This is a genomic window from Plantactinospora sp. CA-294935, from assembly GCF_050936445.1.
Taxonomy (GTDB): Bacteria; Actinomycetota; Actinomycetes; order Mycobacteriales; family Micromonosporaceae; genus Plantactinospora.
The window spans coordinates 6,454,837-6,479,997 of the sequence record NZ_JBNJMU010000001.1 but is presented as its reverse complement, the minus strand read 5'-3'; the positions used below and the strand labels follow the sequence as shown (position 1 = coordinate 6,479,997).

Sequence of the window (25,161 nt, the reverse complement as noted above, 5' to 3'; positions counted from 1 at the left end):
GCGGCCGCGACGCTCGTGGTCAGCGACTGAGTCGCTGGTACTGGCGTACCGCCAGGGGCAGGAAGATCGCGGTGATGACCGCCGGCCAGAGCACGGCAGTGGTGACGGCGTGCTCCTCGATCCAGTAGCCGCCCGCCACCGCCGGGGACTCGAACAGCTCCCGGATCGCCCCGGCGGTGGAGGAGACCGGATTCCAGGCGGCGACCGCGCCGAGCCAGCCCGGCATCAGGTCCGGTGGCGCGAAGACCGAGGAGACCATGCCGAACGGGAAGGCGAGCGCGAACAGGTTCCCGGCCGCCTCGGTGTTCTTCAGCATCAACCCGAGTTGGATTCCGACGAAGATGAGGGCCGTACGCAGCCACAGCAGCAGCGCGAAGGCGGTCAGAGTCGCGGCGAGGCTGCCGCCGGGGCGCCAGCCGAGGACCAGCGCGATGACGACCAGGATGGCCAGGTCCACCGTGGCATGGATGACGTCGGCCAGGCCACGGCCGGTGACCACTGCGGACGAGGCCATCGGCATGGACCGGAAGCGGTCGATGAAGCCCCGTTCCTTGATCATGGTTACCGCGAAGGCGGTGTTCATGAAGCCGAAGGCCATCGTCATGGCGAAGAGGCCGGGCATGGCGAACTCCAGGTAGCCGGCGCCGGCACCCTGCCCCGAGACGTCCATGGCGCTGCCGAAGACGTAGACGAACATCAGCACCATGACGATCGGAAAGCCGAGCTGCCAGGCGAAGTTGGAGGGCTGCCGGACGAGATGCGCCATCTCCTGGATCAGGATGGTCCAGCAGTCGACGACCGCCCACTTGATCCGGCTGCCGAGGGTGTCACTGGGGTCCGGCGCGAGGTGGATCGTCGTCATCTGGTGGCCTCCAGGTGTGCGGTCGGACGCATCTCGTCGGTGTGCGCGCCGGCATCCCGGCGTTCTTGAGTCAGGTGCAGGAAGGCCTCGTCCAGGGTGGGGCGCCGCAGCCCCAGGTCGGCCACGGCGATGCCCCGCTGGCGCAGCTCGGAGGCCACCTCGGTCAGCGCGGCCACACCGTTGTCGACCGGGACGCTGACCGCCAGTACCGCGTCGTCCACCGTGGCCGTACGCCCGGTGGCCGCGACCTTGTCCACGAGCGCGCCGATCGTCGGCAGGTCGGCCGGTTCGGCCGCGACGACCTCGAGCCGTTCGTTGCCGATCCGGCGCTTCAACCCGCTCGGGGTGTCCTCGACGAGGTTCCTGCCGTGGTCGATGACCCCGATCCGGTCACAGAGCCGGTCCGCCTCGTCGAGGTAGTGGGTGGTGAGCACCACCGTGGTGCCGCGCGAGGCCAGCTCTCCCACCGCCTGCCACACCTCGCGTCGCCCGGCCGGATCCAGTCCGGTGGTGGGCTCGTCGAGAAACAGCACGTCAGGGGCGAGGATCATGCTGGATGCGAGGTCGAGCCGGCGTCGCATCCCACCCGAGAACTTCTTCGGCGTCTTGTCCGCCGCGTGCGAGAGGCCGAACTGCTCCAGCAGTTCCTGAGCCCGTTGCCGGGCGGCGGCCGCGCCGATGTGGAACAGGCGACCGAACATCACCAGGTTCTGCCGGGCACTGATGTTGTCGTCGACCGCGGTGTTCTGCCCGGTCAGGCCGATGCGGCGGCGTACCAGGCGGGGCTGGGTCCGTACGTCGTAGCCGGCGACCTCGGCGCGCCCGCCGTCCGGCCGGAGCAGCGTGCACAGGATGCGCACGGCGGTGGTCTTGCCGGCGCCGTTGGGGCCGAGCAGGCCGTAGACCAGACCGCGCGGCACCGCGAGGTCGAGCCCGGCCAGTGCCTGGGTGTCGCGATATCGCTTCTGCAATCCCTCGGTGAAGACGACGTAGTCAGAAGTGGGCAAGGGAACCCTCCCTAGACTGGGTACGGTGTACGGAGATTAGCGTACGCTGTACCCAGATCACAACCGAATTGTAGGCTGACGGCACCATGACGAGCGAGTTCACCCCCACCGAGCAGTTGCGACGCAGCATCGAACTACTCTGGGGCACCGGCGAACGCCCCGCCCGTGGACCGAAACCGACCCTGACCCTGGACAAGATCGTCGACGCGGCGATCGCGGCCGCCGACCGGGAGGGCACCGCCGCCATCTCCATGCGACGGGTGGCCGCCGAACTCGGGGTCGGCACGATGACGCTGTACCGGTACGTCCCCGGCAAGGCGGAACTCCTCGCGCTGATGCTGGACAGGGTCAGCGGGCCCGGCGACGAGGCGGTCCGGGCCGCGGAGAAGGGCTGGCGGGAACTGCTGACGGCGGTGGCCCACGACTCCTACCGGCTGCACCTGGCACACCCCTGGCTGCTCCAGGTCAACTGGACCCGGCCGGTGATGGGCCCGAACAGCCTCGCCGGGGCCGAGATCGTCGTCGCCGCGCTGACCGGTCTCGGCCTCACCAGCCAGGAGCGGATCGGTGTGATGATCACACTCGACGGCTTCGTCACCGGCTACGCCCGGCACCGGATCCTGTACGACGCCGCGGCCGAGGAGAGCGGCGTCGGCGACGAGGAGTTCTGGAGCCAGCACCTCCCGGTACTGGAGCGGGCCATGGCCTCCGGAAACTACCCGGCGATGGCCGCACTCAGCGCGGACGCGTTCGACACCGGCTGGGACGAGACCTTCGAATTCGGCCTGCACTGCCTACTCGACGGCTTCGCCGCACTGTTCGCCGCCCGCCGCTCGGCCCCGGCCTCCGATCCGACCGAGGACGATGGAGCCGCCGGCTGCTCATGACACCGCCCGGCGCGCCGGTCGGCCGGCATAGGTCGGCTCTGCCGTTGCGGACTCTGCTCCTCCGCGAGCCGGTCGTCGCCGAGCCCGGCGTGGGCGCACCCGAGGTGGTAGTGACAGTGCGGCCAGAGGGAGGGATTTCGCACCGCGTCGACGAGGTCGCACGGCAGTTCGGCCGACACGACGGGTGGGTCGATCGCCGCCACCGGGTCGGCGGCCCGAACCTCCTCCACCGCTCCCGGAGCGAACTCCGTCGGGGTTCGGCCGCTCTCAGAGCGCAGGATCCGCAGGTGCAGCGCGGTCGCCTTCGGTCCGGGCCCGATGCCCAGTTCCTCGGCGAGCACTGCCCTGAGGTCGCCGTAGGCGACGAGAGCCTCGCTGGCCCGACCGGCGCGCAGCAGCGCCAGCATCAACAGGACGTGCAGTGGCTCACGCAGCGGGTGTGCGACGACCAGGGCGCGCAACTGGGCGATCACCTCGGCGGCCCGCCCCTGTTCGACCTCCAGACCCAGGCGCCATTCGGTGACCGACAGCCGCTCCTCCAGCAGTCCCGCCGCCATGTTCGCCAACGCTGGGACGTCGCCGAGCCCGTCGAACGGCTCGCCCCGCCAAAGCTGTGCGGCCGATGCCAGCAGCGAGCGGGCGCGCCCGGCGTCGGCATTGCGGGCCTGGGCGACCAACGCCCGGAACCTGTGCAGGTCGACCGCCTCCGGTGGCACGGCCAGCAGGTAACCCGGCTTACGGCTGACCAGCTGGCCGGCCGGCAGGATGCGTCGCAGGTGCGACACGTAGACCTGGACGGCCTTGCGCGCGGCGGCGGGGGCGGCATCACCCCACACCATCTCGATCAACCGCTCGGTGGAGATCAGCGAGTTCGGTGCGAGCGCGAGGGCCGCCAGCACGGCACGCTGCTTCGCCGGCCCCAGGTCCACCGTACGTCCACCATGGACGAGCGTGACCGGGCCCAGGAGCCGAAACACCGCTCCGCCTACCATCTGATCCCCCGTCCGGCCGTCGACTCCGAGTTGCCCACTCGGGTGGGCACCCGCGCGGACGGCGCCGACCCGCCCCTGCCATTAGGCCGTTGATCACCCCCGGCCGGCAAGGACCGACAAGGACCGGGGACATACCGCACGGGTATGCCGGCTCTTCGGCGTACCGGTCCGGTCGTCACCGGCGCACGGAACCCCGTCGCCCGCCGAGCGGGAAACCCTGGTGGGGCTGTTGAGCCGGGTCCTCGCCCCGAACGACGCGACCCGCCCGGCCGAGCCGCCGGCGCGTTAGCCGACCTTTAACCGCAACTCCGTACCTTCGGGGCGCCGGTCCCCGATCGCATCCCCCACCTGCCGGGGCGGCAGCGCACGGGCGACCGCAACGCACGGCGGATCCGACCCGGACGCCGTGCCGACACCGTAGACCCGCAATTTCGTGCAATACGCCCGCACCGTGCCTCTCCTAGTCTCCCGTGCATCGATCGGCGATCACGGCGGAGAGGTCACGGTCGCCGAGGACAAGGAGGATGCCGTGCCGGATGGACCGGATGGACCGGATGGCCAGCTGACCAGGCGTCGGGTGCTGGCCGGTGGCGGCGGCGCGGCGCTCGGCGCCGCCGTCGGAGCGGCGGTCGACGGGACCGGCGCCGCCGCGACGGTTGCGCCGACCGCGACGGTACCGGCGGTCGAGGCCGGCCGACCGGCGGTCGTCGGGCCCGACCCGGTGGAGATCACGTTGCGGGTCAACGGCGCCGACCACCGCCTCGCGGTGGAGCCCCGGGTGAGCCTGCTCGACGCGCTGCGGGAGCGGCTGCACCTCACCGGCACCAAGAAGGGCTGCGACCACGGCGAGTGCGGCGCCTGCACCGTGCTGCTCGACGGTCAGCGCGCCAAGTCCTGCCTCACCCTCGCGGTGATGCAGGACGAAGCCGAGATCACCACCGTCGAGGGACTGGCCGACGGGGACACCCCGCACCCGATGCAGGCCGCCTTCATCCGGCGGGACGCGTTCCAGTGCGGGTTCTGCACGCCGGGCCAGATCATGTCGGCCATCGGCATGCTGCGGGAACGGAGTCGTCCCAGCGACGCCGAGATCCGCGAGGGCATGAGCGGCAACCTCTGCCGGTGCAGCGCGTACCCGAACATCGTCGCCGCGATCCGGGACGTGGCGCACGGGCGCGGCGGACCGGGCGACGAAACCGACGAGCGGGACGGGGAGCGGCGATGAACGAGATCCGGTACGTCCGGGCGACCACCCCGGCCGAGGCCGTCGCGCTGGCCAGCGCCGCACCGGACACCGCGTTCGTGGCCGGCGGCACCGAGCTGACCAATCTGATGCGCGACGGTGTGCACGTACCCGGGCTGGTGGTGGACGTGAACCGGGTCGCGGAACGCGGCATCGAATGGCGGCCGGGCCGGGTCCGGATCGGCGCCCTGGCCCGGATGGCCGAGGTGGCCCGCGACGCCGGAGTGCGGCACCGGCTGCCGGTGGTCTCGGCGGCGCTGCTCGCCTCCGCCTCCGGACAGGTGCGCAACATGGCCAGCATCGGCGGGAACCTGCTGCAACGCACCCGCTGCTGGTACTACCGGGACACCGCGCTGCCCTGCAACGCCCGGGTACCCGGCAGCGGTTGCCCGGCGCTGGCCGGCGAGAACCGCTGGCACGCCATCCTCGGCGGAAGCGAGCGGTGCATCCGGGTGCACCCCTCCGACCTGGCGGTGGCGCTCACCGCGCTGGACGCCACGGTGCTGACCGAGGGTCCGGCCGGTGCGCGGCGGCTGCCGATCGAGACGTTCCACCGGCTGCCCGGCGACACGCCGCACCGGGAGACGGTGCTCGACCACGGCGAGTTGGTGGTGGCGGTGGAGGTGCCGGCCACGCCGATGGCCGCCCGCTCGCGCTACCGGAAGGTGCGCGACCGCGCGTCGTTCGAGTTCGCCCTGGTCTCCGTCGCGGTCGCGGTGGAGTTGCGCGGCAGGACGGTCCGGGACGTACGGATCGCGCTGGGCGGTGTCGCTCCCCGGCCGTGGCGGGCCCGGGAGGCCGAGGACGTGTTGCGCGGCGGACGGCTGACCGAGGCGGCGATCGCGGCGGCCGGGGCGGCCGCGGTCCGGGGCGCCGTGCCCCGGGAACAGAACGCGTTCAAGCTCGATCTGGTGTCCCGCACGCTGGCCGGCGTGCTCGATGAACTCGGAGGCGGGAAGTGAGACAGTACGTCGGAGAGCCGCTGCACCGGGTCGACGGCTGGGCCAAGGTCACCGGTCAGGCCCGGTACGCCGCCGACCAGCCGATCCCCGACCTCGCGTACGGGGTGCTGGTGACCAGCACCATCGCCCGGGGGCGGATCCGCCGGATCGACAGCGCCGCCGCCCTGGCCGCGCCGGGCGTACTCGGCGTCTACACGCACGAGAACCTGCCCCGGTTCGCGCAGCAGTCGCCGAGCTGGGTGCCGCACGCGCAGACGCTGGTGCCGATGCAGGGCACCGAGATCCGGCACGGCGGCCAGCAGGTCGCCGTCGTGGTGGCCGAGAGCTTCGAACAGGCGACCCGGGCCGCCGGGCTGGTACGGGTCGACTACGACGCCGAGCAGCCCACGATCGGGCTGGTGGAGAACCTGTCCCGGGCGTACACGCCAGCGGAGGGCACCCCCGGCGCGCTACAGATGCGCCGGGGTGACCCGGCGGCCGGGCTGGCCGACGCCGCGGTCCGGGTCGAGGTGGAGTACCGCACCTCGATCAACCATCACAACCCGATCGAGCCGTCCGCCACCCTGGCCGTCTGGAACGGCGACGACCTGACCCTCTACGAGTCGACCCAGTCGATCGGATTCACCCAGGACGCCGTCGCACGGATGCTCGGAATGCCCCTGGAGCGGGTGCGGGTGGTCACGCCGTTTCTCGGCGGCGGATTCGGGTGCAAGGGCTTCGTCTGGCCGCACACCTACCTGACCGCCGCCGTCGCCAAGCAGGTCGGCCGGCCGGTGAAGCTGGTGCTGTCCCGGGCCCAGCAGTACACGAGCTGCGGCCACCGGCCCGCGTCCGTGCAACGGCTCCAGGTCGGCGCCGCCCGGGACGGTCGGCTGACCGCGATCACCCACCACGTCACCTCGCACACCTCGCGGTCGGACATCATCCAGTTCAATCCGATCTCCGCGACCCAGTCGGTCTACGCGGTCCCCCACCTGGAGATCGCGAGCCAGGTCGTCGAGGTGGACCTGGGTACGACGATCGCCACCCGGCCACCGTCCGGGCCGACCAACGAGGCGCTGGAGATGGCGCTCGACGAGCTGAGCCAGGCGCTGGACATGGACCCGGTCGCGCTGCGGCTGCGCAACTACAGCGACGTCGACCCGAGCGCACCGGACCGCCCGCAGAGCAGGTTCCTCCGCGAGTGCTACGCGCTCGGTGCCGAACGGTTCGGCTGGCCCCGCCGCCGGCCGGCACCGGGCAGCATGCGCCGGGGCGAACTGCTGGTGGGCTGGGGGATGGCCGGGGCGCAGCACAACTGGCATCCAGGGGTGGCACAGGCCACGGTGCGGATCAGCACCGACGGCCGGGTCCGGGTGACCTGCGGCACCCAGGACATCGGCACCGGCACGTACACCATCATGGTGCAGGTGGCGGCGGACGGGCTGGGTGTGCGGCCGGGAGACGTACGGGCCGTGCTCGGTGACACCCGGTTCCCGCCCGCCCCGTCGTCGAGCGGGTCGGCGACCGCCACCACGGTCGGGATGGCGGTCCGGGCCGCCGCCCGGGCCACCCGGGACAAGGTGGTCGGGCTCGCCGTCGCCGACCCACGGTCCCCGCTGCACGGCGCCGCACCGGACGAGGTGGTGACGGTGGACGGGCGGCTGTTCCTGCGGGAGAACCCGGGGCGCGGCGAGAGCTACCGGCAGGTACTGAGCCGGCACGGCGCCTCGGTGGAGGCGTCCGGCGGCGCGGATCTCAGCGACAACGCCGGGCCGTCGTACGGGGCCGCCTTCGCCGAGGTACAGGTCAGCGGCGTGACCGGCGAGGTCCGGGTGACCCGGCTCGTCTGTGCCGTGGACGCGGGCCGGGTGCTGAACCCGGCGACCGCCCGCAGCCAGGCACTCGGCGGCGCGGTCTGGGCGATCGGCGCGGCGCTGACCGAGCACACCCTGGTCGACCGCCGGCACGGCCGGATCGTCACCGCGAACCTGGCCGGTTATCTGGTGCCGGTGGAGGCCGACGTGCCGGACATCGACGTGGTCTTCGTGGACAAGCCGGCGCCGGAGGCGAACGAACTGGGCGCCCGGGGCCTGGGCGAGGTGACCGCGACCGGCGCCAGCGCGGCCATCGCCAACGCCGTCTACCACGCCACCGGGCATCGGGTACGGGAGTTCCCGATCACCCCGGACAAGGTGCTTGCCGGGTGGCGGTGACCCGGCGGACGGTGGTGACCCGGCGGACGGTGGTGACGTCGTGCGGGAGGTACTGACGGAGCTGGCCGGCTGGTGGCGCCGGGGAGAGCCGGTCGGGCTGGCCACCGTGGTCGGTGCCTGGCGGTCGGCGCCCCGGCTGCCCGGCGCCGCCCTGCTGGTCGGTCCGGACGGCTCGGCGGTCGGCAGCGTCTCCGGCGGTTGCGTGGAGGCGGCGGTGTACGAACTTGCCGCCGAGGCGGTGCGGACCGGCCGGCCGTTGCTCCAGCGGTACGGCGTGGCCGACGACGACGCACTGGCGATCGGCCTGACCTGCGGCGGCGACCTGGACGTCTTCGTCGAGCGGGTGGATCCGGTGTCGTTTCCCGAACTGGGCGAGGTGGCCCGGGACGTCGGCGCCGGCCGGCCGGTCGCCATCGCCACCTGCGTCGCAGTCCCCCGGTCGAAAACACCTGTCGGCGGGCCGGCCGGGGCGACCGGCGACGCAACGACTACCGGCGGGCCGGTCGGCGCGACCGGGGGCGGAACGCCTGTCGACCGGCCGGCCGGTGCGACCGGCGACGCAACGACTACCGGCGGGCCGGTCGGCGCGACCGGGGGCGGAACGCCTGTCGACCGGCCGGCCGGTGCGACCGGGGGCGGAACGCCGGCCCGGTCGGCCAGCTCCGAGTCGGCGGAGTCGGCGGAGCCGGCGCTCGGCCCGGCGCCGGCACGACGGTTGGTGGTCTGGCCGGACCGGCACTCGGGCACGCTCGGCGCCACGACGCTGGACCGGTCCGTGCTCGCCGACGCACGGGCGCTGCTCGCCGAGGGCGACAGTCGGCTGCTGGACTACTCGCCGGACGGCCGGTACCGCACCGGGCCGGACGGCGAGAGCTGGCGGGTCTTCGTGTCCAGCTTCGCCCCGCCACCCCGGATGCTGGTCTTCGGCGCGATCGACTTCGCCGCCGCGGTGTCCCGGATCGGCGCGTTCCTGGGCTACCGGGTGACCGTCTGCGACGCCCGCCCGCTGTTCGCGACCGAGGCGCGGTTCCCCGACGCGGACGAGGTCGTGGTGGCCTGGCCGCACCGGTATCTCGAGGCGGAGGCGGCGGCCGGCCGGATCGACGACCGGACGGCGGTGTGCGTGCTGACCCACGACGCGAAGTTCGACGTACCGCTGCTGGAGGTTGCCCTGCGGCTGCCGCTGTCCTACCTCGGCGCACTCGGTTCGCGCCGGACCCAGGCCGACCGGCTACGCCGGCTGCGGGCTGCGGGGGTACCGGCCGAGTCGCTGGCCCGGCTCGCCGCCCCGACCGGCCTGGACCTGGGCGCCCGGACCCCGGAGGAGACCGCGGTCAGCATCGCGGCCGAGATCATCGCGCTGGCCCGGGGTGGTACGACCGGCCGGCTCAGCCTCGGCACCGGCCCCATCCACCGCCAACCCGCCAGCACCACCTGACCCGCCACCGACGCGGGGCGGATCCGTCGGTCTTCCCGGACCCCGACGAGATCAGCGGGACACCGGGCATCCATCGGTACACCGGATGCTGCCGGGACGTAGCCGAGCCCGTCGGCCATGTCCCGAGGTGATCGTCGCAGCCGCCCGCCGAAGGCGTTCGCCGGGTCGGGCCGCGCCGCACCCTCCCGGTGCAGGTCCGGCTGATCCGCCGCTGTCGGCCCCTTCCCCCGCTCCCGGAACACGGCACGCCGGCGGTGGTGTCGGTGTTCACCGCCGGCCATCGTCGTCGGAGACGGAGTGACCGGCGTCGGCACCAACCGTTTCTGCTGGAGCGTCGTCCAGACCAGGGCGCTCTCGGCCGCCGGCAGGCCTCGTAACGGCAGCGCGATCACGTCCGGACGGTGCGCCTGCGCGGCGACCCAGCGCCTCGTCGGTGACCCAGTACGGGGCGAGCGGCCGGACGGCACCCTGGCCCTGATCTCCGGCCACGGTGGGATGGACGATCACCGCCCCGGGCAACGGACCGCTCAGGACGTCCAGCGTTCCCGGCGGGCGAGCTGACGGGCGGTGTCGACCAGTGCACGTACCGGCGGTGACGGGTGCCGTCGCCAGGCGATCTCAAGGTCGATCGTCGGCAACTCGTCGGCGGTGGAGAGGCAGGCAACCCCGTTGGGCAGTTGCCGCCCGAGCGACCAGGGCAGAAACATGAACCCCTGGTCGCGCAGGTTGAGGTTGAGGTTACGCAGGCCCGGCAGCGGGTTCTCCCAGACGTCGAAGGTCTCGCCGCTGCTGCGCAGCGCGGCCAGCACGGTGTCGTGGTAGTGCGGCGCGAGCCGACGCGGGAAGAAGAGCAGGGTCTCCCCGCGGAGATCGCTGAGCGCGACCGTACGTCGCCGTGCGAGTCGATGCCCGGCGCCGACCACGACGGCGTACGGATCGGGGCGCAGTCGGGTCCGCTGGTACGTGGTCGGCACGGGGAGATGCCGGCCCAGCACGACGTCGAGTTCGCCCTCGTGCAGCGCGGTGCTGAGATCGACGTCCCACGCCTCCCACGCGTCGAGCCGGATCCCCGGGTGCCGGTCACGCATCGCGGCGAACAGCTTCGGCATCTCCTCAAAGGCCGTGGTCACGGTGTAACCGACGCGTACCTGCCCACCCTCGGCCCGGCCTGCGCGGCGGGTCCGCTCCACGGTCCGCTCGGCCTCGATCAGGAGTTCGCGGGCGGATTCGACGAAGACCCGGCCCGCCTCGGTCAACCGGGTGGGCCGGCGATGGAACAGGTCGACGCCGAGCTGCCGCTCCAGCTCCCGGATCTGGCGGCTCAGCGGCGGTTGGGTCATGTGCAGTCGCTCAGCGGCAGCCTCGAAGCCGCCCGCCTCGGCAACCGCGATCACGTACCGGATGAGGCGCAGTTCGATCGGCATTGCCGTAAGGTATCTCGGCGACCTCGCCGGGCATGCTCACACCGGCTGTCCGGCTCAGATCACCTGAGCCGTGCGGCGATGGTCCGCGCACACGCCAGGGACTCGGTATGCGTAGTGTCCACCTCCAGGTCGTATACGACGCCCTGGTGGACCATCTCCGCCTGCGACACTGCCATTCCCCGGACCCGGTCTCCCCGGGCGACCTCACGGCCCGCGGCGACCGGAGCCTCGCACCGGACGCCGACCCAGAACACGTCCAGTCCGGCGAGAACCTTCTGCCAGAGCTGCTGCGATCCCCCTCCGCCGAGGAAAACCTCGTCGAGGATGACCCGGGCGCCGGCCCGGACCATCGCCGCGACTCCCTCCATCCACGCGGTCTGAAGCAACCGGAACTCCGGCCCGACCTTCACCCCGCCATCCGGAGTGAACTCGATGCCCGCATCCGTGGTCTGCATGGATGCGGGTATCGCATCGATCAGCGTGTCGACCCCGATGGCAAGCCACGGATCTGGTAGAACCGCCTGCAGGCACCGGGCGATTCCCGACTTACCCGAGCTCGATCCGCCATTCAGCACGATCACCTGAGTTGTCACCACGTCACAATAGGTCCGCTTCCCGTAGCGCCGAGAAACGGAATACCAGGCCGGCCGAATCCGTGCATCGTCAGCACCGACGGCGGTTACCGCTCCCGGCGACCGGCCCGGGTCGGTCGTTGCGGCGTACGAGATCAGCGGCCGGGGAACCGCCGGTCCGCGAAGACGAGCGCGGCGCCGACCACCCGCTCGGCGCCGCCGCTGAGCTGGTTCGGCCCGATGAACCGCTCCGCCCACCGGCGCTGAAGAGCAGGCCAACTGTGGGTCACCAGAATCGTCGTCGGCCACTCCCCCGACGTCACCCGCATCCCTCGGTCACAGGTTCGAGCGAGTGACCTGCACCGGATCGGGGATCTGCCCGGCGTCCGAGTGTTGGAGCTCGACCTGGCCCAGTGGCGGGAGCTACGCGACCCCGGTCCGCTGCCGACCGGGCTGGCTGCCGCGGCGCTGAACGGGTTCGCCCGGCTGGAGGAGGCCGACGAGTGGGCCGACTGGCTGCGACGAGCCGCCGGGCCGCGATGAGCGGACCCCGGCTCGGCATGGCCCGCCGGGACGACCTGGACGCGTCGACCTTGCCCCGGCCGGCCCGACACCGCTGGTCCGTACCCACCATCAACGCCCGGATCCCGCGCCGAGGGCTTGAAACCACAGCGGCGAGGACGGATCCTGGCAGTACATCGACAGTCGACAGTCGGGGGTTGCGGGATGCGCCTCGTACCGGTCCTCGTCCTCACGCTCACCGCACTGCTGCCCGCCGCCCCGGCCACCGCACGCGAGCACGGCAGATCCTCGCCCGGTCCGGCCACCGTGGCCGAGGTACAGACCGCCGGAACCGCCTGGGGTGTCGACCCGGCGACCGGCCGGACCACGCTCACCGTCGACGAGTCGGTCGACAACGCCCAGGCCCGCGCACTGCGCGTCGTCGCCGAGCGCTCCGGAGCGGTGTTCCGCCGGGAACCCGGCCGCCTACGCCTACTCATCGCCGGTGGAGAGGCCATCTACGGCGGCGCCGGCCGCTGCTCCCTCGGCGCCAACGTACGCGCCAGCGGCACGTACTACTTCGTCACCGCCGGGCACTGCACCCGCGTCGCCTCGACCTGGTACGCCGACGGCAGCCGGACGATCCCGCTCGGCCCCAACACCGGCAGCAGCTTCCCCGGCAACGACTACGGCATCGTGCGCTACACCGGTACGGTCAGCCATCCCAGCGCGGTCTACACCTACCCGCAACTGCTGCCGATCACCGGCGCCGGTAACGCGTACGTCGGTCAGGCCGTCTGCCGCAGTGGAGCCACCACCGGCGTGCGCTGCGGCACGGTAACCGGCCTCAACCAGACCGTGAACTACGCCGAGGGCAGCGTCTTCGGGCTCATCCGCACCAACATCTGCGCCGAGCCGGGCGACAGCGGCGGCCCGCTCTACTCCGCGTCGACCGGCACCATCCTGGGCATCCTCTCCGGGGGCAGCGGCAACTGCACCACCGGTGGGACGACGTACTACCAGCCGATCATGGAGATCCTGGCCGCGTACGGCGTCACCATCCCCTGACCTTCTCCCCGCACCGAGAGCACGCCAGCCTGAGCACAGAATCCCGCGAGACAGTCGAAGGCGACTGTCAGCGTAGTCGTCCCGAAGGAGCCACCGAGCCGGTCTCCGGCTCCGGCCTGGCCGCGGCATCGCCAACCGTTCGTTGACCCTCGATTCCCACTCCGCGCCGGCCGGAGCCGGCGAGCGGCGCGCCGTGCCGTACGGTTGGGCGAACCGCTGTCGTCGACCTCGGAAGCGGGTTGTGTTCCGTGACCACTCCGGTGATCCTCGACTGTGACCCGGGCCATGACGATGCGCTGGCCCTCCTGCTGGCCGCGGCCGACCCCCGGATCGACCTGCTCGCCATCACCACGGTCGCCGGCAACCAGACCCTCGACAAGACCACGGTGAACGCGCGGCGGATCTGCACCGCCGCCGGCATCACCGACGTGCCGATCGCCGCCGGGTGCGCCGGGCCGCTCGCCGGCGAGCTGCGGGTGGCGCCCGAGATCCACGGGGCGAGTGGGCTCGACGGCCCGACCCTGGGCGAACCGACGGTGCCGGTCCTCGACGAGCACGCCGTCGCGCTGATCCGCCGGATCCTGCTCGATCATCCGGAACCCGTCACGCTCGTCCCCACCGGGCCGCTCACCAACATCGCGACGCTGCTGCGGGACCACCCCGAGGTAGCGCCGAAGATCCGCGAAATCGTGTTCATGGGTGGCTCGACCGGACGCGGGAACGTCACGCCGTACGGTGAGTTCAACGTGGTGGTGGATCCGGAGGCCGCCCAGATCGTGCTGCGTTCCGGCCTGCCGGTGACGATGTGCGGACTGAACATCACGCACCAGGCCCTGGTGACGCCGGACGTCATCGCGAGATTCCGGCGGCTCGACACCGACCTGGCACGGATCTGCATCGACCTCATGACGTTCTTCGCGGCGACGTACCAGAACGTGTTCGGGCTGGCCGATCCGCCGCTGCACGATCCGATCGCCGTTGCCCGGGTGATAGACCCGTCGATCGTCGCCTGCGTACCGGCGCCGGTCGCGGTGGAACTGGCCGGGACACACACCCGGGGCGCGACCGTGGTCGACCTGCACCACCGGACCGCCACGCCGGACAACGCCAACGTGGCGCTGCACCTGGACGTCGAGGCGTTCTGGGGGTTGGTGATCGGCGCGGTCGAACGGCTGGGCACCCGGACGTCGAGGCGTTCTGGAAGTTGGTGATCGGCGCGGTCGAACGGCTGGGCACCCGGACGTCGAGGCGTTCTGGAAGTTGGTGATCGGCGCGGTCGAACGGCTGGCGTCACCGGCGTGCCGCCGGTGACGACCGTGCCGTCCGAGCGCCGAAGGGTCCCGGAGGAGGCGCGCGCGCCGGTTGCCGGCGCACTTCCCGGAGGCGGTCAGGCGGGCTCAGATGAAGGTGGGCTTGGTGAGCCGCCAGGCGGCTGCGATGAGACCGACGTGGGACAGCGCCAGCGGGGTGTTGCCGAGGTGCGCGCCGGTGCGCGGGTCGATCTGTTCGGCGAACAGCCCGAGGTCGTTGGCGCGGGCGGCGGTGCGTTCGAAGAGTGCGGCGGCCCGTTCGGTCTCGCCGGCCATCGCCAGGCACTCGACCAACCAGAAGGTGCAGATGACGAAGCCGGCCGGATCGTCGGGCCAGCGCCGGACCAGTCCATCGGTCGTCAGGCCTGTCGCGATGGCCTCGATGGTGGCCCGCATCTGCGGATCGGTGGCCGCGACCATGCCCGAGGCCGGCAGGACCAGCACGGAGGCATCCAGTTCCGACGATCCGATGGTTCCGGTGTAGGCACCGACGCGCTCGTTCCAGCCGTCGCGCAGCACCGTGCGCCGGATCTCGTCGCGGACGGCGGCCCACCGCTGGGGATCGGCGCGCGGGCCGAGGAGCGGCGCAATCTTCACCGCGCTGTCCAGCGCGCCCCAGCACATCGCCTTCGACGCGAGGTAGTGCCGTCCGGAGCCGCGTTCCTCCCACATGCCGGCGTCCGGTTCCCGCCAGTGCGTGGCCTGCTCGGCCAGGCCGACCAGCAGCGCCCGTAGCTCCTCGGTGACGTCGCCGAGTCGGTCGCGGAGCAGGTACGCGCAGAGCAGTACCTCGCCGGGCACGTCGTGCTGCCGCTGCTGCCAGGCGCCGTTGCCGACTCTGACCGGCCGACTGCCGGCGTAGCCGCGCAGATGGTCGAGGGAGTACTCGGCCAGGTTCCGCTCGCCGGTCACCCCGTACATGACCGGCACGGGTTCGTCACCGGTGCGACCGGCCGAGCGGGCTGCCCAGTCGAAGAGCCGGCCGGTCTCCTCGGGGCAGGCGGTGACCCAGAGCGCCCGCATGGTCAGGAAGAAGTCCCGCAGCCAGGCGTAGCGGTAGTCGTAGTTGTCGGTGCCGCCGAGCCGCTCCGGCAGGGACGTGGTGACGGCGGCGACCACCGCCCCGCTGGGCCGGTAGGTCAGGCCCTGCACGATCAACGCGTGTTGCCGTACGAGGTCGCGGTAACGGCCGTCGTACCGGTGCAGGTCCTCCCCCGCCCGCCACGACTCGACGGTGTCCCGCAGCGCCGGTACCGGATCCAGCCGCCGTGGCGGCGGGCCGTAGGCCGTCGCGGTCGCGAGGTCGAAGCCGAACACCTGACCGGCGGCGACGTCGAACTCGCCAACCGCCCGCCCGCGCGCGCAGTCCAGCGGCACCGGGGCGCGCAGGGCCAGGGCCAGCGGACCGGCGGTGGTGAATACCTGCCCGTCGCGGCAGTGCAGGTACGGAACTATCAGCCCGTATTCCGGTCTCGGGACGTACTCGCAGCACATCCGTACCGTGCCGGTGAGTCCTTCGACGACCCGGGCCAGCACCATCGGGGAATCCCGTCCAAGGTCGTGTGCATGCACCCCGGGCTCCGCCAACAGCGCTTCGGTTACCGCGACGCTGCCGGTGCCGGTACGGTGCACGGTCCGCAGCACCAGCGAACCGTCGACGTACGCCCGCTCCGTCCGCGGGTCCGACCCGGGCACCGGGCAGAGGGTCCAGTGTCCGGCGTCCGGGTCCAGCAGCCGGCCGAACACCGACGGCGCGTCGAACCGGCCCGGGCACCACCAGTCGACCGAGCCGTGCCGGCTGACCAACGCCGCCGACGCGCAGTCGGACAGCAGACCGTAGTCGGCGATGGCGGCCTCGGACATTCCGCGCGAATACCCGATTTGCTGGGGTTAGCACTTCAGCGGGGCCGAGCCGTCGGCGCGCCCGCCGTGGGGTCGGCTACCCGGAGTTGTCCGGCCCGCGATCCGTGTATCCCGCGTAGACCGGGCACTCCGGGCACGCCGACCGATCGCAGAGCCGGCACAGCCGGGCCAGGCACCGCTCGTCGGCCGGCTGCGGCCGCAGCAGGGCCGTGGCGATGTCGGTCAACTGCCGGCGCTGCTCGGCGGACAACGGAGTGAGCAACTCGGTCAGGACCTGGCGTCGGGCCCGCAGTACCTGTTCGGCGATCCGCAGTCCGGCGGCGGTGAGGTGCAGGCGGTAGCTGCGGGCGTCGCTGCCGGGTCGTCGCTCGATCCAGCCCGACTGGACGAGGCGGCGGACGAGGTGTGCGGTCCCCGGCTGGGAGAGGCCGAGGACCTGGCCGAGCCACTCCGCGGTGGCTCCCGGCTGGTCCTTGACCACTACCAGCGCCTCGGGCAGTGCCCCGGCGGCTCCCGCTTCGGCGGTCACGGCTGCCCGGACCGTGCCTTCGATCAGCAGACTCAGCGCGCCGAGCAGGTTTGACGCGTCGTCGGCGGGAACATTCATAACTCATGAATCTACCGCGTCGCAGCCTTGCCGTCATCGCCGCGACCAACCTGGCCCAGCTACCGATCGCCCTGCGACAACTACTGGTCGTGCTGCTCGGTCACCACATCAGCGGTAGCTACGCCGTCGCCGGCGCCGCTGGCGCCGCCTGCGGCGTCGGCCTCGCCATCAGCGCCCCGCTGGCCGGCCGGCTGCTCGCCCGGCTGGGGCATCGGAGAGTCCTGCTCGGCTTCGGGATGCTGCACGCCTCGGCACTGATCGGGCTCAGTTTCGCCGCCAGCCCGGCCGGCTACCTCACCCTCGCCGCCGTGGCCGGGCTGGCCACGCCTCCGGTCACCAGCAGCAGCCGCGCGATCCTGCCGACCCTGGTGCCCGCCCCCGCGCTCAGTCGCGCCTACGCGCTCAACGCGGTCGGGCAGGAGTTGCTGTACGTCGCCGGCCCGCTGGCCGTGACGGTGATCCTCGGCTACGTCGGTCCGGCCGCAGCACTGCTGGCGTTCACCGCGGTCGGCACCATCGCACTGCTCCTCGACGCCGCGATCATCCCACCCTGCGGCAGCCGCGAGGAGCCGGGCGCCCGGGCCTGGACGGGGCCGGCGCGGGTGGCCGTACTCACGCTGGTCGGAGTGCATTTCGCGTACATGGTCGGGATGGGCGCCATGTGGGTGCTCCTACCCGCCTTCGCCACGGAACACGGCCGTCCGAACCAGACCGGGCTGCTGGTCTCCGTCTGGTCGGCCGCGAGCCTGCTGGGTGGGCTGCTGCTGGTGAAACGGGGTCGCACCGGTGGCCTCGTGGTCAGCTACCTGGCCCTGCTGGCGGCACTGGCGCTCACCTCCGGCACGCTGCTGTTGCCCCGCACCGTGCCTCAGATGGGCCTCGCCCTGCTGGCTTTCGGCCTCGCGCTGGCGCCGTGGCTCGCCACCACCGACGAACTCATGGTCCGGACCGTGCCGCCGCACCGGAGCGCGGAGAGCTATGGCTGGCAGCAGACCGCCGGCCAACTCGGGGTGGCGGCAGGTTCGGCCAGCAGTGGACTGGTCAACGACCAGTTCGGCACCAGGGCCGCGTTCCTGCTCGTGTCCACCACCCTGATTGCCGGCTTCGCGCTCGCCTACCGGCAGCGTGCGGGCCTTGAGGCCGCGACCGGACGTGAATGTTACCGATCGTCACATTCGGACATCCGAGGGGCGCCGTCATGATCGAATGACGATGCCGGGGTCCCGCATCGTGGGTCCGGGTGTGGGACCAGATCGGCCGACCAGCGCCGACCTGCGCCTCGCGGGCCGCCGCAGGTGTCATTATGATGCGATGACGGACGGAAGGCGGGAGATGTCCCCGGAACTCGATTCCACCGCGGCCGTCCTGTCCTTGACGGTGGTGCGCGACGGCATCGGGATCCGGCTGGCAGCCGACGGCGAGGTGGACATGAGCACCGCCGACAACCTACGAGACTGTCTGGACGAACTGCTGGACCAGAAGCCCGACAAACTCACGGTCGACCTGGCCGGTGTCACCTTCCTGGACTCCAGCGGTATCGCCACACTCGTGCACGCCTACAACCGCGCGATCAAACAGGACGCCGGTCTGAACGTGGTGAACTGCCAGAGAAACGTTCGCCGGGTCCTGGAATTGACCGGTCTGCTCTCCGTCATGAGCGACGGCACCTGAGACCACGCACCGGGCAGACGGTCGGCCCTTCAGGTCAGCCAGGACCGCCGGACGCGGCGATGGCCGTCGTCCGGCGGCAGCTCCGGCTTCGCCAACGGCCCCCCGATGTGCTTCGTCCGACGCGGTACCGCAGCACGGGCCGGCCGCCGGTCGTGACGCCCGGCCGAGTAGCGCGGGTCGGTTCTGGGTAGCTGAAGGTCCGTGAGCGCTGTCCCGCAGGTTCTGGTGGTCGGACAACTGGCCCGCGATCTCGTACTGGTGGTCGACCGGATGCCACCGGCCGGCAGTGCCGCCGACGTCCGGTGCCGCCGCGAGATGCTCGGCGGCAAGGGCGCCAACCAGGCGGTGGCGCTGGCCCAGCTCGGCGCCCGTCCGATCCTGCTCGCCGTGGCCGGCGACGACCGGGTCGGTGCGGACCTGTTGGCGCAGGCGCGCCGGGACGGTGTCGACGTGTCGTGGGTACGCCGCCGGGTCGGGGCGGACACGGGGTTGATCGTGGAGGCGCTGGACGCCGAGGGAGGCTGGCGCTACCTGCAACACCTGCCCGACGACATGCTGCTGACCGAGGCGGACGTGCGGGAGGCGGCGGAGGCGTTCGCCGCCGACGGCGTACTGGTGCAGCTCCAGCAGCCACCACCGGCGGCGCTGGCGGCGGCGCGGCTCGCCCGGGAGGCGGGCCGGCTGCTCGTGCTCGACGGCGCGCCGGCCGACGACGAGCACCGCCAGCCGCTGCTGGCAGCCGCCGACGTGCTACGGGCGGACGACCGGGAGACCGAGTTGCTGACCGGCGTCTCCGCCGACGACCCGGATCGGGTCCGTGCCGCTGCCGAGCGGCTCCTCCGCGCCGGCCCGGACCTGGTCGTGCTCGGCCTCGGGCCGGCGGGAAACCTCTTCGTCTGGGACGACCGTCGCTGGGGCCGGGGGCATCTGCTGGTGCCGCTCACCGAGGAGACGGTCGTGGACACCACCGGCGCGGGAGACGCGCTGACCGCCGCGCTCACCGTGGCACTGCTGCGCGGTGACCCGCCGCCGGACGCGGCCCGGTACGCGGTGGCCGCCGCCGGGGCCAGTGTCGGGCATCCCGGCGGCCGCCCCGCGCTCGGCGGCGCCGCGGTACGGAAGCGACTGGCGGACCCCGCTCCCGAACCGGGTGACGATCGGCTGATCGGCGGCGAGGCGTGAGCGTCGACACCGGGCCCACCAGCGGGGAGCGGCAGCCGACGATATCGATACCACGAGCCCGGACCGGGCACCCGGATCCGGATGCGTCGACCTGGCAGGTCCGCGAGGACGGCCTCGACCACACGGCGCTGGCCGACCTGGAGTCCGTCTTCGCGCTGGCCAACGGCCGGCTCGGCGTCCGTGGCGTGCTGGAGGAGGGCGGGGCCAGCAGCACCCCGGGCAGCTACCTCAACTCGTGCTACGAGGAATGCGAGCTGACCTACCCGGAGCGCGGCTACGCCTTTCCGGACCGGAACCAGGTGCTGGTCGGTGCGCCGGAGGGGACCCGGTTCCGGCTGTTCGTGGACGGCCACCCGGTAGACCCGGCGGCCGAGGGCACGGACCGGCACGAACGGATCCTGGACCTGCGTGACGGCACCCTTCGACGGTCGTTCGGCTGGACCGCCCCGTCCGGTGCGGCGGTGCGGGTAGCCAGCACCCGGCTGGTCTCCTTCGTCCACCCCGCGGTGCTGGCGATCCGCTACGAGGTCGTCGCCACCGACCGGCCGGTACGGATCCGGCTGCACTCGGAGCTTCGGGCCAACCCGGCACTGCCCGAGCGGGACACCGACGACCCGAGAGCGCCGACGGTCCTCGAACGGCCCCTGCTGCCGGAGCGGCACCTGACCGACGGCCTCGGTGGCGTCCTGGCGCACCGGACACGGCGCAGCGGGCAACGGATCGTCGCCGCCGTCACGCACCTGCTCGACGTGGCGGGAGCGGAGGTCGACGTGGCGGGAGCGGAGGTCGACGTGGCGGGAGCGGAGGTCGACGTGGCCACCGGCCCGGATCTGGTGCGGGTCGCCGTCGAGACCCGGCTCCCGCCGGGGCAGCGACTCCGGGTGACGAAGCTGGTCGGGTACGCCTGGTCCGGGCAGCGACCGCTCGACGAACTGGTCGCCGAGGCGGGAACGGCGGTCGAGGAGGCGGCACGAGGCGGCTGGACTGCACTCCGCGCCGACCAGCGGGGCTACCTGGACGGTTTCTGGGCCGACGCGGACGTGGTCGTCGACGGCGATCCGCAGCTCCAGCAGGCCGTACGGTTCGCGCTCTTCCACCTGTTGCAGGCCAGCGCCCGGGCGGGTGAGCGCCCGCTGCCGGCCAAGGGACTGACCGGCAACGGATACGACGGTCACACCATGTGGGACGCCGAGACGTTCGTGCTGCCGGTCCTCAGCTACCTGCGGCCGGACGCCGCCGCGGCGGCGCTGCGCTGGCGGCATGCCACCCTCGACCGGGCCCGGGAGCGGGCCGGCGAGCTGCGGCTGGCCGGTGCGGCCTTTCCGTGGCGGACCATCGACGGACGGGAGTGCTCGGGGTACTGGCCGGCCGGGACGGCGGCGCTGCACGTCAACGCCGACATCGCCGCGGCCGTGCTGCGGTACGTCGCCGTCACCGACGACCGTGCCCTCCTCCGGGACGCCGGGCTGGAACTGCTGGTCGAGACGGCCCGGCTCTGGAACCGGGTTGGCCACTTCGACGACGCGGGCGGCTTCCACATCGACGGTGTCACCGGGCCGGACGAGTACACCGCGCTCGGCAACGACAACCTGTTCACCAACGTCATGGCCCGGCGCAACCTGCTCGGCGCCGTCGCGGCGGCCGAACTGCTGCCGGACCGGGCCCGGCAACTCGGCGTCGAGCAGGCGGAGCTGGACGCCTGGCGGGCGGCCGCCGAGGCGATGCACCTTCCGTACGACGCCGGGCGGGAGGTGCACCAGCAGTGCGCCGGGTTCACCGCGCTCGAGGAGTGGGACTTCGCCGGCGCCCCGGCCGACGAGTACCCGCTGCTGCTGCACTACCCCTATCTGGAGCTCTACCGCCGACAGGTGATCAAGCAGGCCGACGTCGTACTGGCGATGCAGCACTGCGGTGAGCTGTTCACCCCGAAGCAAAAGGCCCGCAACTTCGCCTACTACCAGCGTCGTACGGTCGGCGACTCGTCGCTGTCGGCGAGCGCGCAGGCGATCCTCGCCGCCGAACTCGGGCACCTCGAACTCGGCTACGCCCACCTCGCCGAGTCGGCCCTACAGGACCTGCACGGTCTCGCCGGGCAGAGCCGCGACGGCCTGCACATCGCCGCCCTCGCCGGCGTCTGGCTGGCCCTGGTGACGGGCTTTGGCGGGCTCCGGGACGGCGGCGACGAACTCGCGTTCGCGCCTCGGCTGCCGGCGGCACTGACCCGGCTGGAGTTCTCGCTCCGCTGGCGGGGCCGCCGGCTTCGGGTCACGGTGACCGGGGACACCGCGACGTACCTGCTGCGGGAGGGTACCGACGAGCACGGGATCCGGCTACGCCACCACGGGACGCGGGTACACCTCCGACCGCGCCACCCCCGTCGCCTGCCGCTGCCGGAACTCCCCCACCCCGGCCCGGAACCCGCCGCACCGCCCGGTCGGGCTCCCCGACGCCGGCCTGCCGGGCAGCCGGTGACCGCCATCCGGGCGGCCCGGTCCGGTGTTGGTGAGCCCGGGCCGCCACCGGCTCAGCCCGGTCCGGAGCCTCCGGCACACGGATGAGGCCGAAGGCTCCCGCACACGAATGAGGCCGAAGGCCCCGGCACACGGATGAGGCCGAAGGCTCCAGCACACGGATGAGGAAGGCTCCGGTACACGGATGAGGCCGAAGGCTCCGGCCGGCGAATGGGGCGGCGACCCCGGCACCCGGGGTGAAGCGGGCGCGCCGCCGCCGTCCGGACCGCCTGGATCTGCGAAGGAGGACCGGCGGCGGCCCGGACGGCGGCGAGGACGCGGAGGGCTAGGAGCGGGAGCCGGACAGGTCGTCCCGGCTGGAAGGAAGCTCGGTGGCCTGGCCTGCGGCCAGCGGAGAGGCCACCCGGTCCCGGGCGTTCTCCGAGCCCGAACTCCCGCCGTCCGGCGCCACCTCCCCGTCGTAGTTGTAGACCCGGTACGTGCCGCCGCCGACTTCCCTCGTCGCGGTGGTCCGGATGTACCGGTGGATCAGTCCGTCGAGCTCCAGTTCGACAAGTCCGGCGTCGCCGGCCGCGACGAGGCTCTCGCCGTGCGGGCCGCCGATCAGGATCGCGTCGTCACGTGTCGTCATGACTGCCCACTACCCAGCGCCGGATCCGTTCACTCGCCCCACGCTCCGACCGGCGGAGCGGCCGGCCGCCATTCCGGTTGGCGCCGGCCCGGCCGGCGCACGACGGCACCGCTCGGCGAACCAGGAATGACCTGGCCAATGCCGGGGCAGAGGGACGGCATGGATCAGCAGGCGACCGCAGGGATGTACCTGATCGAGGATCTTTGTCAGTTGGCCGAACTGGTGCGGCAGGCGCCGGCGGACGAGGAACTGTACGTGCGGTGGTCCCACGGCCCGGACGCCGACCACGTCGGTCGGGGTGCGTCCCGGCAGACCAGCCGGGACGCGCTCACCGGCGTGCCACTGCCGGGCCTGTCCGCCAACCCGCTGCGGGTCGAGCCGTGGTGGGGCGACCGCTCGCGGTATCTCTGGGTCGCCCGGCGTCTCTACGACTACTGCCATGTCCGGGAACTCCGCGGCCCGGGAGCCTCCCCCTGGGTCCTGACCGGCCAGGAGTGCGGACGGGGACCGGACAACGAACCGCTGGTGATCTGCCGCCGACCGGTCGCGTGGGTGGGCGAGAAGGCACTCCGCGAGGCCGACCTGGCGATCCGGGGACAACGCTCCGACGAATGGGGTCCGTTGCACCGCGCGGATCAGGACGGCGAGGACGAGCGGCGAGGGTGGGAACTGGGCGCCGCGCCGTGAGCGTGGCGGTCAGCGGGTGCGGGTATAGCGACGACATGGTGCACGAACCGGGCTCGGCGGAGTCGTACTGGATGGATTCGACCGCGGCGACCTCGTTCGCCGCGCTGGCCGACGACGTCGAGGTCGACGTGGCGGTGATCGGCGGCGGTATCGCGGGCCTCTGCACGGCCTGGGAGTTGGCCCGGACCGGGGCTGCGGTCGCGGTCCTCGAGGCCGACCGGATCGCCGCCGGGGTCACCGGCTACACGACCGCGAAGCTGACCGCCCAGCACGGGCTCGTCTACGCCCACCTGCGGACGAAAATCGACGAGCAGGCCGCGCGCTGGTATGCGGCGTCCCAACTCGACGCCATCGAGCACGTCGCCGCGACAGCCCTCGAACTGGGCATCGACTGCGACCTGGAGCGGCTGCCCGCCTACACCTACCTGCCCGAGGAGAAACGCGGCCAGATCGAGGCCGAGGTCCAGGCGGCACGTCTCGCCGGCCTGCCGGCGTCGCTGGTCACCGAGTCCGGGCTGCCGTACCCGATCGGTGCCGCCATCCGCGTCGACCGGCAGGCCCAGTTCCATCCCCGCCGTTACCTGCTCGGGCTGACCGCCGACCTCGTCCGCCGGGGCGGGCGCATCTTCGAGCGCACCCGCGTCGTCGACCTGACCGAGGGCGAACCGTGCCGGCTCGGCACCGAGAGCGGTGCCACGGTGACGGCCCGGGACGTCGTGGTCGCGACCCACTACCCGATCTTCGACCGGGCGGGCCTGTTCACCCGGCTGGTACCACACCGGGAACTGGTGGTCGCCGCCGTCATCGACGCCGGTGACGACCCGGCCGGGATGTACGTCACGCCGGAGGAGAACACCCGTTCGGTCCGTACCGCGCCGTACGGCGACGGGCGCCGGCTGCTCATCGTGACCGGCGAGTCGTTCCAACCCGGAACGCCGGGAGTGCGCGAGCGCCTGGACAGACTCGCCGACTGGACCGGTGAGCACTTCCCGGTCGACTCGCTGGCGTACCACTGGGCGGCTCAGGACAACACCAGCACCGACCGGATCCCCTACATCGGTCTGCTGCACCCGGGCGCCTCGCACGTCTACGTGGCGACCGGCTTCAACGCCTGGGGAATGACCAACGGAGTACTGGCCGGCCGGCTGCTGACCGCTCTCATCGACGGAACGGATCCGCCGCCCTGGAGCACGCTGTACGACCCACGTCGCCTGCGTCCCGTGGTCGAGGCGGTGCCCCTGGTCAAAGCCGCGGCCGAGGTCGCCAGGCGGTTCGTCGGTGACCGGTTGCGACCGGCCAGCTTTGCCGACTCCCCCGAGCAGCTCGCACCCGGTGACGGGGCCGTGATCCGGATGGGCGGGCGGCGGTGCGCGGTCTACCGTGACGACTCCGGCGACCTGCACCCGGTCTCGGCGACCTGCACCCACCTGGGCTGCGTCGTCGCGTTCAACGATGTCGAGAAGACCTGGGACTGCCCGTGCCACGGTTCCCGTTTCGACGTCGACGGCGCCGTACTGCACGGGCCGGCCAGCACACCACTGCCGCCCGCGGGCGATGTCGGGACCTGACGCCCGCCCACCTCAGCACC

At 72.4% G+C, this 25,161-nt stretch carries 22 protein-coding genes and 1 pseudogene; 14 read left to right on the top strand and 9 right to left on the bottom strand.

The features are described 5' to 3' along the window. Positions 1-19 precede the first annotated feature (19 nt). Both ACQEVC_RS28510 and ACQEVC_RS28505 read right to left on the bottom strand, forming a co-directional pair. Positions 20-862 carry an ABC transporter permease gene (locus tag ACQEVC_RS28510; RefSeq protein WP_432883420.1) on the bottom strand — a complete coding sequence of 281 codons (843 nt, stop codon included), beginning with the start codon at positions 860-862 and terminating at the stop codon, positions 20-22. After that, positions 859-1,869, bottom strand: a complete 1,011-nt coding sequence (locus ACQEVC_RS28505; RefSeq protein ID WP_432883418.1) for an ATP-binding cassette domain-containing protein — start codon at positions 1,867-1,869, stop codon at positions 859-861. Before ACQEVC_RS28505 ends, ACQEVC_RS28510 begins: the two co-directional genes overlap by 4 nt. An 86-nt stretch (positions 1,870-1,955) precedes the next feature. Here ACQEVC_RS28505 and ACQEVC_RS28500 point away from each other — a divergent pair, with 86 nt between their 5' ends. Continuing rightward, on the top strand, positions 1,956-2,756 hold the full coding sequence (locus ACQEVC_RS28500; RefSeq protein WP_432883415.1) for a TetR/AcrR family transcriptional regulator: 801 nt from the start codon (positions 1,956-1,958) through the stop codon (positions 2,754-2,756). A gap of 287 nt (positions 2,757-3,043) precedes the next feature. On the opposite strand, the pseudogene ACQEVC_RS28495 reads toward ACQEVC_RS28500, so the two are convergent. Beyond that, positions 3,044-3,748 (bottom strand): annotated as a pseudogene (locus ACQEVC_RS28495) (AfsR/SARP family transcriptional regulator); the annotation flags it as partial. Positions 3,749-4,475: 727 nt separating this feature from the next. Between ACQEVC_RS28495 and ACQEVC_RS28490 the strand changes: the two are divergent. Genes ACQEVC_RS28490 through ACQEVC_RS28475 form a run of 4 tightly spaced genes read left to right on the top strand, consistent with a single transcriptional unit; the run spans position 4,476 to position 9,586 of the window. After that, on the top strand, positions 4,476-4,973 hold the full coding sequence (locus tag ACQEVC_RS28490; RefSeq protein WP_432891738.1) for a (2Fe-2S)-binding protein: 498 nt from the start codon (positions 4,476-4,478) through the stop codon (positions 4,971-4,973). Continuing rightward, a complete protein-coding gene (locus tag ACQEVC_RS28485) occupies positions 4,970-5,953 on the top strand; it encodes an FAD binding domain-containing protein (RefSeq protein WP_432883412.1) in 984 nt (327 codons plus the stop codon). The genes ACQEVC_RS28490 and ACQEVC_RS28485 overlap by 4 nt, the downstream gene beginning before the upstream one ends. Further along, entirely contained in the window at positions 5,950-8,148 is a 2,199-nt protein-coding gene (locus tag ACQEVC_RS28480) for a xanthine dehydrogenase family protein molybdopterin-binding subunit (protein WP_432883409.1), read from the top strand. The genes ACQEVC_RS28485 and ACQEVC_RS28480 overlap by 4 nt, the downstream gene beginning before the upstream one ends. 40 nt (positions 8,149-8,188) lie before the next feature. Further along, a complete protein-coding gene (locus ACQEVC_RS28475; RefSeq protein WP_432883406.1) occupies positions 8,189-9,586 on the top strand; it encodes an XdhC family protein in 1,398 nt (465 codons plus the stop codon). 527 nt (positions 9,587-10,113) lie between these two features. On the opposite strand, the gene ACQEVC_RS28470 is transcribed toward ACQEVC_RS28475, so the two are convergent. The 3 genes from ACQEVC_RS28470 to ACQEVC_RS28460 all read right to left on the bottom strand — a co-directional run bounded on the left by ACQEVC_RS28470 (position 10,114) and on the right by ACQEVC_RS28460 (position 11,905). Further along, positions 10,114-11,010: a LysR family transcriptional regulator gene (locus tag ACQEVC_RS28470; RefSeq protein ID WP_432883404.1), complete on the bottom strand. Its 897-nt coding sequence runs from the start codon at positions 11,008-11,010 to the stop codon at positions 10,114-10,116. Between the two features lie 59 nt (positions 11,011-11,069). Then, a complete protein-coding gene (cpt, locus tag ACQEVC_RS28465; RefSeq protein ID WP_432883401.1) occupies positions 11,070-11,603 on the bottom strand; it encodes a chloramphenicol phosphotransferase CPT in 534 nt (177 codons plus the stop codon). 134 nt (positions 11,604-11,737) lie between these two features. After that, on the bottom strand, positions 11,738-11,905 hold the full coding sequence (locus ACQEVC_RS28460; RefSeq protein ID WP_432883398.1) for a hypothetical protein: 168 nt from the start codon (positions 11,903-11,905) through the stop codon (positions 11,738-11,740). 67 nt (positions 11,906-11,972) lie between these two features. On the opposite strand from ACQEVC_RS28460, the gene ACQEVC_RS28455 reads away from it, so the two are divergent. The 3 genes from ACQEVC_RS28455 to ACQEVC_RS28445 all read left to right on the top strand — a co-directional run bounded on the left by ACQEVC_RS28455 (position 11,973) and on the right by ACQEVC_RS28445 (position 14,362). Then, positions 11,973-12,125, top strand: a complete 153-nt coding sequence (locus tag ACQEVC_RS28455; protein WP_432883396.1) for a hypothetical protein — start codon at positions 11,973-11,975, stop codon at positions 12,123-12,125. Positions 12,126-12,308: 183 nt separating this feature from the next. Continuing rightward, positions 12,309-13,151, top strand: a complete 843-nt coding sequence (locus ACQEVC_RS28450) for a S1 family peptidase (protein ID WP_432883394.1) — start codon at positions 12,309-12,311, stop codon at positions 13,149-13,151. 248 nt (positions 13,152-13,399) lie between these two features. After that, on the top strand, positions 13,400-14,362 hold the full coding sequence (locus ACQEVC_RS28445; protein WP_432883392.1) for a nucleoside hydrolase: 963 nt from the start codon (positions 13,400-13,402) through the stop codon (positions 14,360-14,362). A 186-nt stretch (positions 14,363-14,548) separates the two neighbouring features. On the opposite strand, the gene ACQEVC_RS28440 is transcribed toward ACQEVC_RS28445, so the two are convergent. Together ACQEVC_RS28440 and ACQEVC_RS28435 are read right to left on the bottom strand one after the other, a co-directional pair. Further along, positions 14,549-16,324: a glycoside hydrolase family 15 protein gene (locus tag ACQEVC_RS28440; protein ID WP_432883390.1), complete on the bottom strand. Its 1,776-nt coding sequence runs from the start codon at positions 16,322-16,324 to the stop codon at positions 14,549-14,551. A 76-nt stretch (positions 16,325-16,400) separates the two neighbouring features. Then, positions 16,401-16,931 carry a MarR family winged helix-turn-helix transcriptional regulator gene (locus tag ACQEVC_RS28435; RefSeq protein ID WP_432883388.1) on the bottom strand — a complete coding sequence of 177 codons (531 nt, stop codon included), beginning with the start codon at positions 16,929-16,931 and terminating at the stop codon, positions 16,401-16,403. Positions 16,932-16,936: 5 nt separating this feature from the next. Between ACQEVC_RS28435 and ACQEVC_RS28430 the strand changes: the two genes are divergently transcribed. From ACQEVC_RS28430 to ACQEVC_RS28415, 4 genes are all read left to right on the top strand, one after another. Beyond that, entirely contained in the window at positions 16,937-18,133 is a 1,197-nt protein-coding gene (locus ACQEVC_RS28430; protein WP_432883386.1) for an MFS transporter, read from the top strand. 130 nt (positions 18,134-18,263) lie between these two features. Next, positions 18,264-18,602 carry an STAS domain-containing protein gene (locus tag ACQEVC_RS28425; RefSeq protein ID WP_432883384.1) on the top strand — a complete coding sequence of 113 codons (339 nt, stop codon included), beginning with the start codon at positions 18,264-18,266 and terminating at the stop codon, positions 18,600-18,602. A gap of 201 nt (positions 18,603-18,803) precedes the next feature. Beyond that, the gene (locus tag ACQEVC_RS28420; RefSeq protein WP_432883383.1) at positions 18,804-19,784 is read left to right on the top strand and encodes a PfkB family carbohydrate kinase; all 981 of its coding nucleotides are present in this window, start codon (positions 18,804-18,806) and stop codon (positions 19,782-19,784) included. After that, complete coding sequence (locus ACQEVC_RS28415; protein WP_432883380.1) at positions 19,781-22,342, top strand: glycoside hydrolase family 65 protein; 2,562 nt, start codon at positions 19,781-19,783, stop codon at positions 22,340-22,342. The genes ACQEVC_RS28420 and ACQEVC_RS28415 overlap by 4 nt, the downstream gene beginning before the upstream one ends. A gap of 238 nt (positions 22,343-22,580) precedes the next feature. Here the strand turns inward: ACQEVC_RS28415 and ACQEVC_RS28410 are convergent, their stop codons facing one another. Further along, complete coding sequence (locus tag ACQEVC_RS28410) at positions 22,581-22,886, bottom strand: hypothetical protein (protein ID WP_432883378.1); 306 nt, start codon at positions 22,884-22,886, stop codon at positions 22,581-22,583. Positions 22,887-23,045: 159 nt separating this feature from the next. On the opposite strand from ACQEVC_RS28410, the gene ACQEVC_RS28405 reads away from it, so the two are divergent. Then, positions 23,046-23,573, top strand: coding sequence for a DUF6098 family protein (locus tag ACQEVC_RS28405; protein WP_432883375.1), 528 nt, complete (start codon positions 23,046-23,048; stop codon positions 23,571-23,573). Between the two features lie 35 nt (positions 23,574-23,608). Next, the gene (locus tag ACQEVC_RS28400) at positions 23,609-25,141 is read left to right on the top strand and encodes an FAD-dependent oxidoreductase (protein WP_432883373.1); all 1,533 of its coding nucleotides are present in this window, start codon (positions 23,609-23,611) and stop codon (positions 25,139-25,141) included. Positions 25,142-25,161 lie beyond the last annotated feature (20 nt).